The organism is Candidatus Hecatella orcuttiae (genome assembly GCF_002009985.1).
GTDB classification, from domain to species: Archaea; Thermoproteota; Bathyarchaeia; order Hecatellales; family Hecatellaceae; genus Hecatella; species Hecatella orcuttiae.
Genome location: NZ_MTLX02000005.1, coordinates 670,746 through 683,448, shown reverse-complemented (window position 1 = coordinate 683,448; position 12,703 = coordinate 670,746). Strand labels below are relative to the sequence as shown.

The window sequence follows — 12,703 nt, the reverse complement described above, 5'->3', positions numbered from 1 at the left end:
GAAAAAAGGGTACCTGAAAGATGTTCCGAATGTGGTATATTTAATACCAGAGGGGCGATAAGATGACTACGCTAAAGATAGTGGGCGAAGGTGAATCTCTGGCAGAGGCCAGGAAACAAGTTAAGCGCGAGATACTATCGATCATGGGTCCTCTCTTGAAATTAGACTCGAAGATCATTTCCGATGGAAAGCCCAAAACGATAAGGTCTGTTGCGCAAACGGTCGAGGAAGCCTTCGAGAAGGCAAGAAAAGATGTACCCGCTGATGGAGAAGTCCTAGACAAGAAAGTTTACCTGTCTTCTGGAAAGAAGGAGTTTACAATCGAAGCGCTCGATGAAGAGGACGCCAAGAAGAGAGCGAAAAAAAGGATTGACGATACTGCGTCGCTGAGAAGCGTTGAATTGGCGTCCCCAGGTAGGAAGGGGGTGTTTGGAATTGGGAGAAAGCTAAGCATATACAAGGTCCAGGTGTTTCAGCGGGCCGTCGTCGAGATCATCTACAAGAAGAAGGCGAAAATCATAACGACTGTTGTGACTCCTGGCGACAGACTTGAGGAGTTTGAAAGACTGGTCACGGAGTTGATCTCAATAGGAGTAACTCAAGGATACTTTGGAAAGGGTCCCAGTTTCTATCCAGAAGGGCGCGGAATGGAGAGGAGGAAGAACATCCGAGCTAGGAAGATAGGGGAAGAACTGTATGAGATGGGCGGAAAAGATTTGATGAAACTGGCTTGGCACATCGTGAAGAAATCCCCCGCTGATGAAATCGACTTGGAGCACGCTTGGATAAACATAGGTGGCTGGCTTCCATAAGGGGAAGATGTTTCGGCCAAAATGGGAATAAAGCTTAATGAAAAGTGAGTGACAAAAATGGGAATATTCGGCAAGCCCGATATCGAGAAGATGGAGCGGAAACGGAATGTTGAGGGATTGGTAAAGGCGCTCAACCATAGGGACCTAGATGTTCGCGCCGGAGCTGCCCGAGCGTTAGGTCGAATTGGTGATAGACGCGCCGTGGAACCGTTGTGCAAAACGCTTCAACAGCACGACCCCCACCGCATACCATCTAAGGACTGGCGTGCATATCAAGATGCATATGTTCAGATATGCCGATGTGCTGCTGAAGCGTTGAGAGCGATGAACAGCTCGACCGTAGAGGCACTGGCCTGGGAGCTTGGGGATTTCGGAGAGGAAGAGTGTGTTAGGGCATTTAAAGACCTTGCTAACCTAGGAAAGGAGGGTGATGAGAAAGCCATCGCAACCCTTATCAAATATTGCGGTAAAGTGCCCACCGACATTGCCGCCGATGTGCTGGCAGAACTCGGTGAACCTGCCTTCAGGCAATTGGCCAAGACCCTTGGTAAAGACTCTAGGGAAGTCCCCGGGAAGGATACCGTTGTCGAAATGGTGAAAAGAATAGGTGGCGCTTGGGCGGTGCCTCCTCTGATCGAAGCTCTTAAAGACAGTTGGTGGGGAGTACGCAAAGACGCGGCTGAAGCACTGGGCCGAATTGGAAACGAACAAGCGATCGAACTTCTTCTCCAAGTGGCAATCTCAGATCCGTATAAGGAAGAAAGGCATGTAAGCGATCAGAACGTAGACGAAGCTGGCTACTATTCAGAATCAAGGATCGAGTATGAATATCCGGTGAGCGACGCTGCGCGTAGCGCCGTTCGATATATTTCTCAGAGGATGATAGATAAAATGACAAAGGAAAGGGATGTTGAAGCACTCATCAAAGTACTGACAGATGACCGTTGGAGAAGGAGCAGAGTTGACGTTGACATTAAACCATGGGCCGCCGAGGCCTTGGGTGAAGTTGGGGATGAAAGGGCCGTTGAACCATTAATTGACACGGTCGAATGGTATGGGACCTACGTAGAGAATACGTATTACACTGCAAAAGATAGTACATTGGTTCGCCGAAAAGCAGCGGAAGCGCTTGAAAAGATCCGAACTAGAATGAGACCGTCTTCTAAGCCTATTAAGGAATGGTTTGAGTATAAGGTGGAAACGAGTGATTCCCTGACTTTATGGGTGTGGAAATGTAGGAAGTGCAGTAGCCACGTATTCAGCTATACGGAGAAACTTGAGCCGGACGCAGAGAGGCTACGAGAAGGTCTGCTACTTCATGTGTTGAGACATGAGACGAAAGGCGAAACAGCATAGGTGACAAGACGACGCTAGCCCTCAAGAAAGTTAAGTCAAAACCTCCTTAGGGCGAAGGTTGGAATCCCGACTCCATGCTGTACAGGCCTATAAACGTCTCCAAGTTTTGGAAACTTTGTATGCCGTGGATATAAAGTTTATAAATTCTCCTTGCTAAAAGAGGTTTGGCGGATAGTGTATAAATGCCTCAACATGCGCTGGCAACCGTATTTCTCATAGTGATTGTTGCTCTATCAACCTCGATCACAGCTTCAACCCAAGTGCCAAGCGTACATGCGGAGGATTCCGGGTTCAAGTATGCGGGTAGTTGGAGCGGGGAATTAGAAGCTACATGGACGGAGGCTCATGGACAGGAGGCATCAACCTGGAAGTGTACGGTTAAGCTGGCGTTCACCGTGCAGGATGTAGGCAGTGAGGGGAAATCTGCGCCCCTAGCCGGAAAGGCCAAGGTCATACTTCAGCAGCCACACTACGTCCATCATCACCCAAATATCACCCATGTAGCGGCTGAGATAAGCCCCACCGAATATGTGGTCGGGATCACCGGCACCATTTCCCTAGATCCCCCTCAGCTGTCAATTTACCCCGACGAGGAGCCTGCTATAACGGCGTCCTTAGTCTTTTTTCCAAGGGAAGGTGAACCGAGTACATGGAGGGGAACGTGGCAGATAGGTGTGCTCTGGCTGTTTGCAAAGCTCACGTACGTGGAGGAGACTGTGGGCGAGCCTCCTATAACACCTAAGCCAAAGCTGGTGCTCTTTACAAGCTACCAGTCAGATCCATACTCGGTGAAGGCCGGGGGAGAGGTCGTGAAGGTTCTCTATCCTACATGGGGTCTCTCCGTGGTCGCCGACACCTACTACGGCAACTTCAAGGTTCTTAGAGACGATGAAGAACGAGCGATGACGATAGACGCTCACCGAATCGGAGAGTATGATGAGTATTCAGGTGAGTACCGTTACGAAAACTACGCCATGCTTCAAGTCGGAGACACCGTGATCACGGCGTCGGAAACGCAGGTGAAGATAGTCATCCCTGAGGAAAACGCCTCTCTTGTTGTTGGAGAGAGCTCACGTGTAAGCATCAAGCAGCTGGGCCGTGGGGAAAGGGATAGAGAACTGGAATTCTCCTGGGGTAAGATGTGGATTGGGATCGACGGAGCAAGGTTTCTCATAACAACTCCGTTCAGTACGATTTGGACTAGGGGGACTGAACTCTCCTTGGAGGTCGCTGAAGATGGAACTACAACCATAATCGTCCTCGAGGGTTCAGCTGAATTCTCCGACCTAACCCGCACAAAGACAGTCCTTGTAGAACAGCATGAAACCTCGGTTGTGAGAGCTGGCGGCAAACCCTCAGACCCAACTTCGATCGATCCCGGACAGATCGATAGGTGGTGGGAAATAGTAGAAGAGAAGCCTTCACCCCGACCTACGCCCACTCTGAAGCCCACACCTACACCCACCACATTCTGGGCAGGAACCATGCCGGTCGTGCTTGCTGTCGTGCTAACAGCCTTGGTAGCAGGAGCTCTCTATCTTGGTGTAAGAAGAAGACGAAGGAGCTGAAGTCTTTATGGGTACGGAGGAGAAGGTCTATAAGCTTGGTGGGCTGGGAAAAGACGCCGGTGCAGTACTACTACTTCTTATGTTTGCTGGAATAAGTTACAGATACAAAGTTCTTCCAAGCTCCGGACCTCTTGCTGCCTACTTTCTTCTGCTGGCCATTATGGCAGCAGCTCTGTTGCTCTTTACGATAACGAGGATCACCATCGCTGAAGAAGGTGTAATTCTTCATCGACCATTGGGAGAAATTGTAATCAGGAAGATAGGTGAGGTAAAGATAAGTAGAGGAAGGGCTTTGAGAGCTCGAAAGAAAGAGGTAAGCTTAACGATAGTAGGCGAAGCTCCTGACGGCAAGAAAATCAGGAAACGGGTTGCGAGGAAAGGGGAGCTGCAGGAAAGGTGGGAGGAATTCAAAGAGGACTTAAATTGTCTACGTATAGATACCGCAATTACCCGAGAACGTACATGAACCTAGGTTGCAAGGCATTCTCCGAAGCAAGAGGGATTATCTTCAATCTATAAGTAGAATCGAAGTCGTGAAAGACATTACGCCCAAATCTCAAAGCTTACTCCAGGGCTAGAAACATTTAAATCTACCGCAAAACAATCGTCTGCTGGATTCGGATGGGCTTCTTAGACAGATTCCGCGGCGACCAAGTCCCCAAGTACATTGACAAATTAGAAAAAGCGCTTTCCGAGCGGGGACGTTATGGGAAGGAAGGGGAGAAGACTGCTAGGAGGCTGGGAGAACTTGGTGACAAGCGTGCCGTTAAACCTCTCCTAGAATATGCAAAATTCTCACATACTCCGGTGAGCGTGGAGGCGTTGGCCAACATAGGCGGTGAGGATGCCGTCCAAGCCCTCAGAGAATTATACTACAGAGATCGTTATCACAAAAATCGTCCGTGGCTTACCCACGTCGAACGGGCGTTAGTCAAGCTTGAAGATTATGGAACATGCAGAGATATAATGCTCTCATCCGGCTCCCCGAACTCCCGTTCCGCAGCAGAAGTTGTCATCAAGGATTCAAGGTGGAGAAAAGATAAAGAAGTGATACTGAAGTTCTTAGCGACGATTTACGTTCCTCCAGTGGTAGCATTCGAAAAGCTTCTCGAAGAGATGGACCCCGATGTCCGCAGGGATAAGGAACTCATTCTAAGCTTGATCAAAACACATGGATACGCCTCTTTCCTAGAGAAATACATCTCTGTAGAGGAAATGATCGCTGCTGTCAAACATGGCATCGAACAGATAAACCGTGATCAGGAATATTATCTGAGAGAACAGCCATTCGGGGCTCCGGAGAATTATGATTGGGAGAAGGCGAGGAAACCGCTGTACGACTGGCTAGAACGCTTAGAAAGAATCAAAGCTGGAAGAAGGGAAACCTGAACGCGGAAATGGCGAAGGCTATAAAGGAATACCTTGACAGGACAGAATACGGGCAGAACACATTCGGGGTTTTGGGAGAGTTCGGACTCAGAGCTGAAACGATAGTAGGAAGGGAAGGGGAAGTCCGCCCATTGGAGGCTGAGTTGAATAAACTTGGCGTGATAGTGGATAAGACGAAAAGTCTGTTCACGTTCGAAAAGGGGATAAAACAGATTTCTCCATCACTCTTGGATAAACCGATCTGTCGGAACTTTGAATAAATGAGGGGTGAAGTTCCAGTTTAGAAACTGACAGAGCTTATGAGGGTGTTTAGTGAATACTCCTCCTTTTTATCCTTGGCTTTGTTGCTCCTTGGAGGGGGTGACGAAATTTTGCAATTCCTTCTTGAAATCCTCCCATTTCTTTGCTAAGCCAAACGTCCTTGAGAACGTTCTACGGATTCTCTTTCCATCAGCACTCAAGCCTTCGACCGTCACTTTCCCAGACTTGGATATCTTCACATCTGTTACCTTTTGAATGCTAGTCGTCCTCCATAAGGTGTGTTTGATGAGCATGCCTTCTTCGCCAAGGACTATCTCACTCTTCCTGATGCCCAACCCATTAAGGATCATGCTGATGACGCTAAGTATCAATAACAGAAAGATTATCCAACCCCAAGCCAGCCAAAACAATGCCGCTTCAGGAATGAAGCGAGTTAAAAGAGGCAACAGGAACCCGTTGAGAGCAGCGAACAAGAACAAAAACATGACAGAAATGAGGGCCATGTCCCTCAGTCTCATCAGAGGATAGATCTTCTGGGCCATGAGTATATGTTAGCTAGCAGTCTTATAAAGTGACCTTAATTGCTTCTTAAGCGATAAGATTTCAGCTACGTTATAAGGATCAAGCAGACCAGTTCTGCCTACTTTTCAAGGTTTCCTAAACTGTTTGACTGGGTAGCGAGTGTCACCTTTGATCCCTAGTCCCATGTGGCGGTGGAAGTAGACTGCGGTAGCTACCCTCCCCAGCCTTGTTATCTTACCTGTTCATCCAGCGGACTATGGACATACGGGAGCCGAATCCTAGGAAATGGAGCACTCTACTCGCGTCTTTGCCGTCTACGTAGCCTTGCTTGGAAGCTTTCTCTATGGCTTTGTCGATCTCTCTCAACGCTTCTTTCTTGAAAATAGGTTTTTTTAGATAGTTGGAAGACAGAACGGTTGGGATTCCCAGTCCACATAGTAGATCCCATAATCTGCGCATGGCTTGCATTGCGCTTTGCGTGAGGTCAGGTGGGGGTCCTTTCATGAAGCCTGACTTTTCTTTACAACTTCTGACCAGCTCCTCGTATCCGCGGAAGGCATCGTCTATTTCCCTGACTGAAACATAGAAGGTTGATGCGATCCTGTCGAAGTCTGTGGGGAGACCCGGCAAATAAAAGGTCCAAAATTCTACTCCTTTTTGCACCTCCCCCAGTATCTTGGCGAAATCTGCTAATGTTTCTTTTATCGTAGGGGGATCGGCTTTTGGGAGCTTGTCCCACGGTGTCTCGACAAGTTCCTTATGGAACTTCCTCACGGCCTCCTCATACTTTTTGATGACTTTATTCGAGGTAACGTCTTTCTTTCTTATCAGCTCAAAGAGTTCACGTATCACACCTAAGAAGGGTTCGAGGCAGCGGGCCATGTTTCCCGCTGGCCACTTGTTCTCCTCTATCACGCGTAACGCTGCGTCCGCCGCTTCCCTGATCTCTTGTAGCTCTGCAAGGGTAATCTTGGAGTCCACAAACCGCCCAACCTTTTCTTCAGGATCCTTGGACCATCCTGCATGTATACGGTAGAGCATGTTCTCCACGGTGGGTGTGTGAGCGTTTTCAGGGGAGATGCTGACCACCTTTCCGTCTTCAACCTTCACGTAGGAAACATAGTATTTCACAATCTTAGAAGCCAGCTTCCTGAGCGCCGCAGAGTGCCTCCCCGTAACCCACGCATAGGTCCCAACAAGGTCTCTCATCCCCGGAGCATCAGAAATAAGGCTTTGCGACATAAAAATACCCTCAGTATCTTATTGAAGCTTATAGATTAAATAGTTTTGCATGTTTCCTACCGGCTTTAACACATTTCAGACAAGGGAACAACAGAAACAGAAGAGGGGTCTTTTCTAGGATGGGTGAAGTGGAGAATTAAGACTGAATCTGGAAATCAAAGCAGAACAGTGTTTAATCCTAAGCCAGCTCCCAAAGCCTTCAACCAACGACGCTGCTATTTCCTTAGAAACAATTCATACAGCTGATAAACAAATGCTTAAGAATTCGTTAAACCAGTGAAATGGCGGGCCCGTCGGGAATCGAACCCGAGACCCTTCCCCAGAAGAGGCGGGCTTGGCCTTTCTTCTTCCGGGTGGCTTTGGGCGGGTGGCCCGTAAAAGCCCGGTGCTCTATCCTAGCTGAGCCTCCCGGCTGCGGCTGGCAGCCTACGGGCCCAGTTCTGGCAGGCCCATGGTTACTATCAGGGGAGAAATAATTAACTTTTCCCTCCGCGGGTTCTGTTGAATCTTAGGGTGTTGCATTTGTAGTGTTGCAGACGTAGTGGTAACTCTAAATCGATCTTGAAATAGAACAAAATGTCTCACTTAACGTTCCGAGCGTATCTGAAGTCCAGCTTTGCTGGATTTAGGTGAAAGCGCGAAGCACCGAAGTCGGATACGCTCTGTTAGGCGACGTTCCCTGACGATGTTTTACTCTTGCCTTTAAGGATCTCTACAGCCTTCTCAACTGCAAATTTTAATCTCTCAGTGCATTCGTAGTCATGAACCCTTGTAAAGTATTCTTTCAATCCCTCTGGTGTCTTTAAGTTTAGACCGGTGAGTTGTCTGCAATTTACATAGCCAAACTTCTTTTTGAAGGCAGCCACATATTCATTCATCATTGCCCATACCGGTTCCGGGTTCTCCTCTGGAGTACTTCTCCCGTATTTGATGCCAATAGCTATTGCCACACCTGAGATAGAACCGCAAAGAAGCCCGTTCAAGCTAACCCCTGCACCTATCGCCGTACCGATCTTCGGAATCAGCTCAGAATCTGTACCGAGATATTCTTGCAGAGTTAAGAGAACACTTTCACAGCAGTTATACGGTCGCCCGGTAGGGAAGTTGCTGGGTCTATCGCAGAAATATCGCATCACTTTTTCTTGCAATTCCTTCACATCAGGTTGTTTTTCTTCAGACATTTTTCTCACCTTCTATTACCTTACTTTTTGGGCACTCGTTACTCCTTTTCGGCCATGAGCTTGGCCTTAAGCTCTGGTAAGGTGAGACGATCGACCATCCAGTTCTCCACGGGGACCTCATGGATTATGACCCACGTGTAATGTTGTGGTTGTTTTGCCTCCTTGACGATCAAGTCGGTGATTTTTCTGGACAAGTCGGCCTTCTGCTCATCTGTGAGAGCGCCCTTTCCAAAATACATTTGAATCAACGGCATCTCGATCACCTCCTTTTTAGTTTTAAACTACCCTAAATTTTTTTATTATACGAAGTTCATGCTATTCTTTAATTTTGGCAGTATATACGAACTCATCCATCTTTTTCACCGTCTTAATGGCTTTACAACTATTATAAGCTCCCCATCCTCAGCTCTAATTTCCCAATTAAGTTTATCTCCTTCTGAAAGGTTAAATTGCTTAATGATTCCCATAGGAATAGTTGTCCTTAAAGACTTTAAAAGAACCCCTCTGCGGGTTGGATGCCGCTAGTAGTGGGGGGTTTGGGGGTGAATCTTTCTGATGAAGCTTAGGTTGAATATGTCCTCCTCCCTCAGCATCCGGGAGATATAGCCCAGCTTTTTCAGCACGGGGAGAAAAGCTAGGGTGGAGTCGATGTATTCTCTGGGGAGACTGGCGCAATATCTCGGGGAGACCCTGTAGACTTGGAGCACAAAGTCCTCGTCCACCAGCCCTACCACGCGGGAAACTATGCGGGCTGCTTTTTCCGGCTCCTCTCTTATCAGGTTTGAGGCTTTTTCGTGAAGCCTTAGGAAATCCTCCAGCAGGCTGGGGGTGTTTTCCACCATCTCCTTGCTGGCGAGGATTCCGTAGCTGGGGTTGTAGGGCCACATCCTGCTTGGGGGGATGACCATCTTACCGTCGCAGACCCGGAAAACCGCCACCGCTAAGGCAGGGGTTCCCACAGCTGCCTGCACTTCTCCGTCCAAGAGGGCGTCGGGGATGAGGTCAGCCCATTCGAAATTCTTCACAGCTATGCCTGCTTCCTCGAGGCCCTCTTCCCTGATGAGGTGGCGGATGATCACGTCGTGGATTGACCCTCGCTGGGGGGAGGCGATGGTCCCGCCTCCGAACTGTTGAAGGACAGCCTTCACGCTTCCCAGCTCCTCCAAGGACTTGAATTTTTTATCAGCCACCAAGACTGTGCCTTCCACATGGCCTCCGGCAATGCATTTGATGGGGATGCCTCGGTCGATTCCGATGACGGCGGGGGGCAGTCCTATGTATCCGATGTCTACGCGGCCGTCGGCGAAGGCTTGAACTATCTCGGGGCCGGCGGCGAACAGCTCCCAGTCCACGTCCACGTTCATCTCTGCTTCAATCCACCCTGTGCCCATGAGAATGAACGAGGTGTGGTAGAAGGTGGAAAGGTGGCCGATCCTCAGTTGTCCTCTTCTCAAAACACCGCCCTCCGCTTGAATAGGACTTAAATTCTCCTGATGATTTAAATCTTGGGAAACAATTCCGCTTGAGAGGAGCCGGCAGCCTAGCCATGAAGTATACTCTGAGGTGTCCGGAATGCGGTGCAGAATACAGCAGCGGCTTCACCCTCACATGCCCTAAGCATGATGGAATCCTAAGAAGTAACTATCCGGAAAAAAGGCTGATTCTCCGCAGCCTTCCAGGCTTGTGGCGTTTCTACGGATGGCTTCCTGTGGAGAAAACCACAGACTACCATGGGAAGCCGGTGACCTACAAAAGCCGGGGCCTAGCCCGGGAGCTCGGCCTCCGGAACCTGTATGTTTCCTTCAGCGGGTACTGCCCTGAGCTGGGAGCGGAGATTAAGACGTGCACCTTCAAGGAGTTGGAGGCTCCTGTGGTGATCCAGCGGGCCTTGGAGGGCGGTGTGAAAAACATCGTCGTATCCTCCGCGGGCAATTCCGCCCGCGCGTTCGTGCACATAGGCTCTCAGACTGGTTTCCCCTTGGTCGCTGTGGTGCCGCGGAGCTGCGTCGGCGACGTTTGGAGCCCGGTGGTTTCCCCTGTGGTTAAGACCTTGGTGGTGGAGGGGGACTACTCCGACGCGGATGCCTTGGCTAAGAAGCTTTGGTCCATGGAAGGCTTCACCTGCGAGGGGGGAGGCAGAAACGTCGCTCGGAGGGACGCTCTGGGAACGGTGCTGCTGGACGCTGTGGGGGAGATAGGTAGGCTGCCGGAGCATTATTTTCAAGCCGTGAGCAGCGGCACAGGGGGAATCGGCGCCTGGGAGGCAGCGTTGAGGCTGCTGGAGGATGGAAGGTTCGGCGGGGAGCTGCCGCGGCTGCACCTGTCTCAGAACAGCCCCTTCGCCCCCATGGTGGAGGCTTGGAAGGCTGGGCGGAGGGAAATTCTGCCCCAGGACTTTCCTCCCGGGGAGGCGGTGAACCTGATCTACGCTAAAGTGCTCTCTAAACGCTCTCCCCTCTACGGTGTGAAGGGGGGCCTCTACGATGCCTTGACGGCTACCGGGGGGGAAATGTACGCGGTGACCAACGCTGAAGCTCGGAAGGCAGGGGAACTCTTCGAGGAAGTGGAAGGCGTGGACATTGTCCCAGCAGCCGCCGTCGCCGTGGCGTCTTTGTTCAAGGCGGTTGAGGTGGGGAAGGTGGATGCGGAGGACACCGTTTTACTGAATGTTTCAGGAGGCGGGGAGAAAAGGGTTAAAGAAGACGTGGACATATACCCCGTGGACGGAATAAAAGTTTCCAAGGACATCTCGGAAAAAGAACTCAGGGAGGTTCTATCATGAAGCCTGAACGCGTCATCGTCGATTCTTTCAAGAGGAAAGGAGTCAACCTCATGGTTTCCCTCCCCTGCGAAAGGGTGCAGAGGCTTCTGGCCGAGATACCCCGCCATTTCAGGCATGTTCCCCTGAGCAGGGAGGAGGAGGGGGTCGGCATCTGCGCAGGGGCCTCCCTAGCCGGCGCTAGGGCGGGGATGCTGATTCAAAGCTCCGGGGTGGGAAACACCATCAACGCTCTGTGTTCTCTGACAAAGTTTTACCAGCTTCCCTTACCCATCCTCGTCAGCTGGAGGGGGGTCTACGACGAAAGGATAGCGGCTCAGATTCCCATGGGAAAATACCTCCCTAAACTTCTGGACGCCTTGGAGATAGGCCGCACCGAGCTGGCGGACCCTAGGGAGCTGTCCGCGGTGGAGGACATTCTGGGAAAGGTTTTCGAGGAAAACACCGTCCACGCCTTTTTGCTGAACCCGAAACTCTGGGGTGAAAACATGCGCGGAATGGAAAACATCGTCGTGGAAAGAAAAGAACTGGAAGAGCAACAGCACAAAGTCCTGAGAATCCGCCCGCATTTCACCAGGTTTCAGCTCATGGAGGCAGCTGTCCCCTATCTGGAGGGAAAAGCCGTCGTGTGCAATTTGGGCTATCCTTGCAAGGAACTCTACCATCTGAAGCATCAGAAATCCAACTTCTACATGCTGGGCAGCATGGGGATGGCTTCGGCTGTAGGGTTAGGCATAGCCCTCAACACCCAGAAGGAAGTCGTCGTGGTGGAGGGAGACGGCAGCATACTGATGAACCCCAGCACCCTAGCCACCACCGCGCTGACCGCCCCCCGAAACCTCACCCTACTGGTTTTCGACAATGGAGTCTACGGCTCCACAGGCAACCAGCCCACGGCGGCCAACGGCTACGCGGACTTGGAGCTGGTCGCCCGGGGGTTCGGCATAAAAAACACCTATAAGGTAGCCACCAAAGACCAGCTTCACCGGGTCTTAGAGGAGTTGGGCGAGGGGCCTAACTTCATCCACGCCGTGGCCAAGCCGGGCAACGTGGAGCTGCCAAACGTTCCCCTAAGTTCTAGGGAAATAAAGGAGAACGTCGTGGAATTTTTGAAGAGCTAAAACTCCTCTTCCGTGGCTTTTGAAACGAAGGGAGCCTTCAGTGAAGTTTCTTTTTCCCCAGCCTAGGTTGGAGGGAGTAAACCTCTTCTATGCGGACCAGTATGGCTGAGCGGGGTTTTCTCTTTCCTCCGCTCAGTTCCTCCACGTTTCTGCGGAACTCTTCGAACACAGGGCCTTCTTCAATTATTTCCGCGGCGCCCTTTAGGAGGTAGCCGTCGAAGCCTTCGTCCTTCTTGGACGCGCCCACAGCCACATGAGGGTTCTCCTTTAAGTTTTTCACGGTTTTGGATATGAAGACATTTGCTATCAGCAGCCTGTCATCCCCTAGCGGCTTCACAAAGCACACGGGGACCACGTGCGGAGCCCCCTTGCAGACGGTTGCCACCCAAACCGGAGGCCGGCCCTTGGCGCAGGGGAAGTTGAAAAAATCCATAACCGCCTTGTTCACCTTCATCATCCCTCACCCAGCGTA

Annotated in this window: 14 protein-coding genes, 1 tRNA gene and 1 pseudogene; 8 read left to right on the top strand and 8 right to left on the bottom strand. The window is 50.6% G+C overall.

What is annotated here, in order from left to right; translation table 11 throughout:
- Nucleotides 1-62: 62 nt before the first annotated feature.
- From BWM17_RS06590 to BWM17_RS06565, 6 genes are all read left to right on the top strand, one after another.
- Nucleotides 63-812 (top strand): hypothetical protein, encoded by a 750-nt coding sequence (locus BWM17_RS06590; RefSeq protein WP_309493143.1) that lies wholly within the window; start codon nucleotides 63-65, stop codon nucleotides 810-812.
- A gap of 57 nt (nucleotides 813-869) precedes the next feature.
- Nucleotides 870-2,168, top strand: coding sequence for a HEAT repeat domain-containing protein (locus tag BWM17_RS06585; protein ID WP_309493142.1), 1,299 nt, complete (start codon nucleotides 870-872; stop codon nucleotides 2,166-2,168).
- A gap of 182 nt (nucleotides 2,169-2,350) precedes the next feature.
- Nucleotides 2,351-3,736, top strand: coding sequence for a FecR family protein (locus BWM17_RS06580; protein WP_309493141.1), 1,386 nt, complete (start codon nucleotides 2,351-2,353; stop codon nucleotides 3,734-3,736).
- A 7-nt stretch (nucleotides 3,737-3,743) separates the two neighbouring features.
- On the top strand, nucleotides 3,744-4,202 hold the full coding sequence (locus BWM17_RS06575; protein WP_309493140.1) for a hypothetical protein: 459 nt from the start codon (nucleotides 3,744-3,746) through the stop codon (nucleotides 4,200-4,202).
- A 155-nt stretch (nucleotides 4,203-4,357) separates the two neighbouring features.
- Complete coding sequence (locus BWM17_RS06570; RefSeq protein WP_309493139.1) at nucleotides 4,358-5,125, top strand: HEAT repeat domain-containing protein; 768 nt, start codon at nucleotides 4,358-4,360, stop codon at nucleotides 5,123-5,125.
- Nucleotides 5,126-5,133: 8 nt separating this feature from the next.
- On the top strand, nucleotides 5,134-5,385 hold the full coding sequence (locus BWM17_RS06565) for a hypothetical protein (protein WP_309493138.1): 252 nt from the start codon (nucleotides 5,134-5,136) through the stop codon (nucleotides 5,383-5,385).
- A 69-nt stretch (nucleotides 5,386-5,454) separates the two neighbouring features.
- Here the strand turns inward: BWM17_RS06565 and BWM17_RS06560 are convergent, their stop codons facing one another.
- From BWM17_RS06560 to BWM17_RS06535, 7 genes and pseudogenes are all read right to left on the bottom strand, one after another.
- A complete protein-coding gene (locus tag BWM17_RS06560; protein WP_309493137.1) occupies nucleotides 5,455-5,928 on the bottom strand; it encodes a hypothetical protein in 474 nt (157 codons plus the stop codon).
- A 214-nt stretch (nucleotides 5,929-6,142) separates the two neighbouring features.
- A complete protein-coding gene (locus tag BWM17_RS06555) occupies nucleotides 6,143-7,150 on the bottom strand; it encodes a hypothetical protein (RefSeq protein WP_309493136.1) in 1,008 nt (335 codons plus the stop codon).
- A 282-nt stretch (nucleotides 7,151-7,432) separates the two neighbouring features.
- A tRNA-Lys gene (locus BWM17_RS06550) sits at nucleotides 7,433-7,586 on the bottom strand.
- A gap of 229 nt (nucleotides 7,587-7,815) precedes the next feature.
- The gene (locus BWM17_RS06545) at nucleotides 7,816-8,331 is read right to left on the bottom strand and encodes a C-GCAxxG-C-C family protein (RefSeq protein ID WP_309493135.1); all 516 of its coding nucleotides are present in this window, start codon (nucleotides 8,329-8,331) and stop codon (nucleotides 7,816-7,818) included.
- Between the two features lie 38 nt (nucleotides 8,332-8,369).
- The gene (locus BWM17_RS06540) at nucleotides 8,370-8,585 is read right to left on the bottom strand and encodes a 4-oxalocrotonate tautomerase family protein (protein WP_309493134.1); all 216 of its coding nucleotides are present in this window, start codon (nucleotides 8,583-8,585) and stop codon (nucleotides 8,370-8,372) included.
- Between the two features lie 105 nt (nucleotides 8,586-8,690).
- Nucleotides 8,691-8,810, bottom strand: a pseudogene (locus BWM17_RS09640) (AbrB/MazE/SpoVT family DNA-binding domain-containing protein); the annotation flags it as partial.
- Nucleotides 8,811-8,852: 42 nt separating this feature from the next.
- A complete protein-coding gene (locus tag BWM17_RS06535; RefSeq protein WP_309493133.1) occupies nucleotides 8,853-9,785 on the bottom strand; it encodes an ABC transporter substrate-binding protein in 933 nt (310 codons plus the stop codon).
- A gap of 92 nt (nucleotides 9,786-9,877) precedes the next feature.
- On the opposite strand from BWM17_RS06535, the gene BWM17_RS06530 reads away from it, so the two are divergent.
- Together BWM17_RS06530 and comD are read left to right on the top strand one after the other, a co-directional pair.
- A complete protein-coding gene (locus BWM17_RS06530; protein WP_309493132.1) occupies nucleotides 9,878-11,113 on the top strand; it encodes a cysteate synthase in 1,236 nt (411 codons plus the stop codon).
- Nucleotides 11,110-12,231: a sulfopyruvate decarboxylase subunit alpha gene (gene comD, locus BWM17_RS06525; protein WP_309493131.1), complete on the top strand. Its 1,122-nt coding sequence runs from the start codon at nucleotides 11,110-11,112 to the stop codon at nucleotides 12,229-12,231. The genes BWM17_RS06530 and comD overlap by 4 nt, the downstream gene beginning before the upstream one ends.
- 37 nt (nucleotides 12,232-12,268) lie before the next feature.
- On the opposite strand, the gene BWM17_RS06520 is transcribed toward comD, so the two are convergent.
- On the bottom strand, nucleotides 12,269-12,685 hold the full coding sequence (locus tag BWM17_RS06520) for a pyridoxamine 5'-phosphate oxidase family protein (RefSeq protein WP_309493130.1): 417 nt from the start codon (nucleotides 12,683-12,685) through the stop codon (nucleotides 12,269-12,271).
- Nucleotides 12,686-12,703 lie beyond the last annotated feature (18 nt).

Bases quoted from the DNA above. Each gene is read 5' to 3' on its own strand.
- BWM17_RS06590 (WP_309493143.1), top strand. From the start codon at position 63: ATGACTACGCTAAAGATAGTGGGCGAAGGTGAATCTCTGGCAGAGGCC.
- BWM17_RS06585 (WP_309493142.1), top strand. From the start codon at position 870: ATGGGAATATTCGGCAAGCCCGATATCGAGAAGATGGAGCGGAAACGG.
- BWM17_RS06580 (WP_309493141.1), top strand. From the start codon at position 2,351: ATGCCTCAACATGCGCTGGCAACCGTATTTCTCATAGTGATTGTTGCT.
- BWM17_RS06575 (WP_309493140.1), top strand. From the start codon at position 3,744: ATGGGTACGGAGGAGAAGGTCTATAAGCTTGGTGGGCTGGGAAAAGAC.
- BWM17_RS06570 (WP_309493139.1), top strand. From the start codon at position 4,358: ATGGGCTTCTTAGACAGATTCCGCGGCGACCAAGTCCCCAAGTACATT.
- BWM17_RS06565 (WP_309493138.1), top strand. From the start codon at position 5,134: ATGGCGAAGGCTATAAAGGAATACCTTGACAGGACAGAATACGGGCAG.
- BWM17_RS06560 (WP_309493137.1), bottom strand. From the start codon at position 5,928: ATGGCCCAGAAGATCTATCCTCTGATGAGACTGAGGGACATGGCCCTC.
- BWM17_RS06555 (WP_309493136.1), bottom strand. From the start codon at position 7,150: ATGTCGCAAAGCCTTATTTCTGATGCTCCGGGGATGAGAGACCTTGTT.
- BWM17_RS06545 (WP_309493135.1), bottom strand. From the start codon at position 8,331: ATGTCTGAAGAAAAACAACCTGATGTGAAGGAATTGCAAGAAAAAGTG.
- BWM17_RS06540 (WP_309493134.1), bottom strand. From the start codon at position 8,585: ATGCCGTTGATTCAAATGTATTTTGGAAAGGGCGCTCTCACAGATGAG.
- BWM17_RS06530 (WP_309493132.1), top strand. From the start codon at position 9,878: ATGAAGTATACTCTGAGGTGTCCGGAATGCGGTGCAGAATACAGCAGC.
- comD (WP_309493131.1), top strand. From the start codon at position 11,110: ATGAAGCCTGAACGCGTCATCGTCGATTCTTTCAAGAGGAAAGGAGTC.
- BWM17_RS06520 (WP_309493130.1), bottom strand. From the start codon at position 12,685: ATGAAGGTGAACAAGGCGGTTATGGATTTTTTCAACTTCCCCTGCGCC.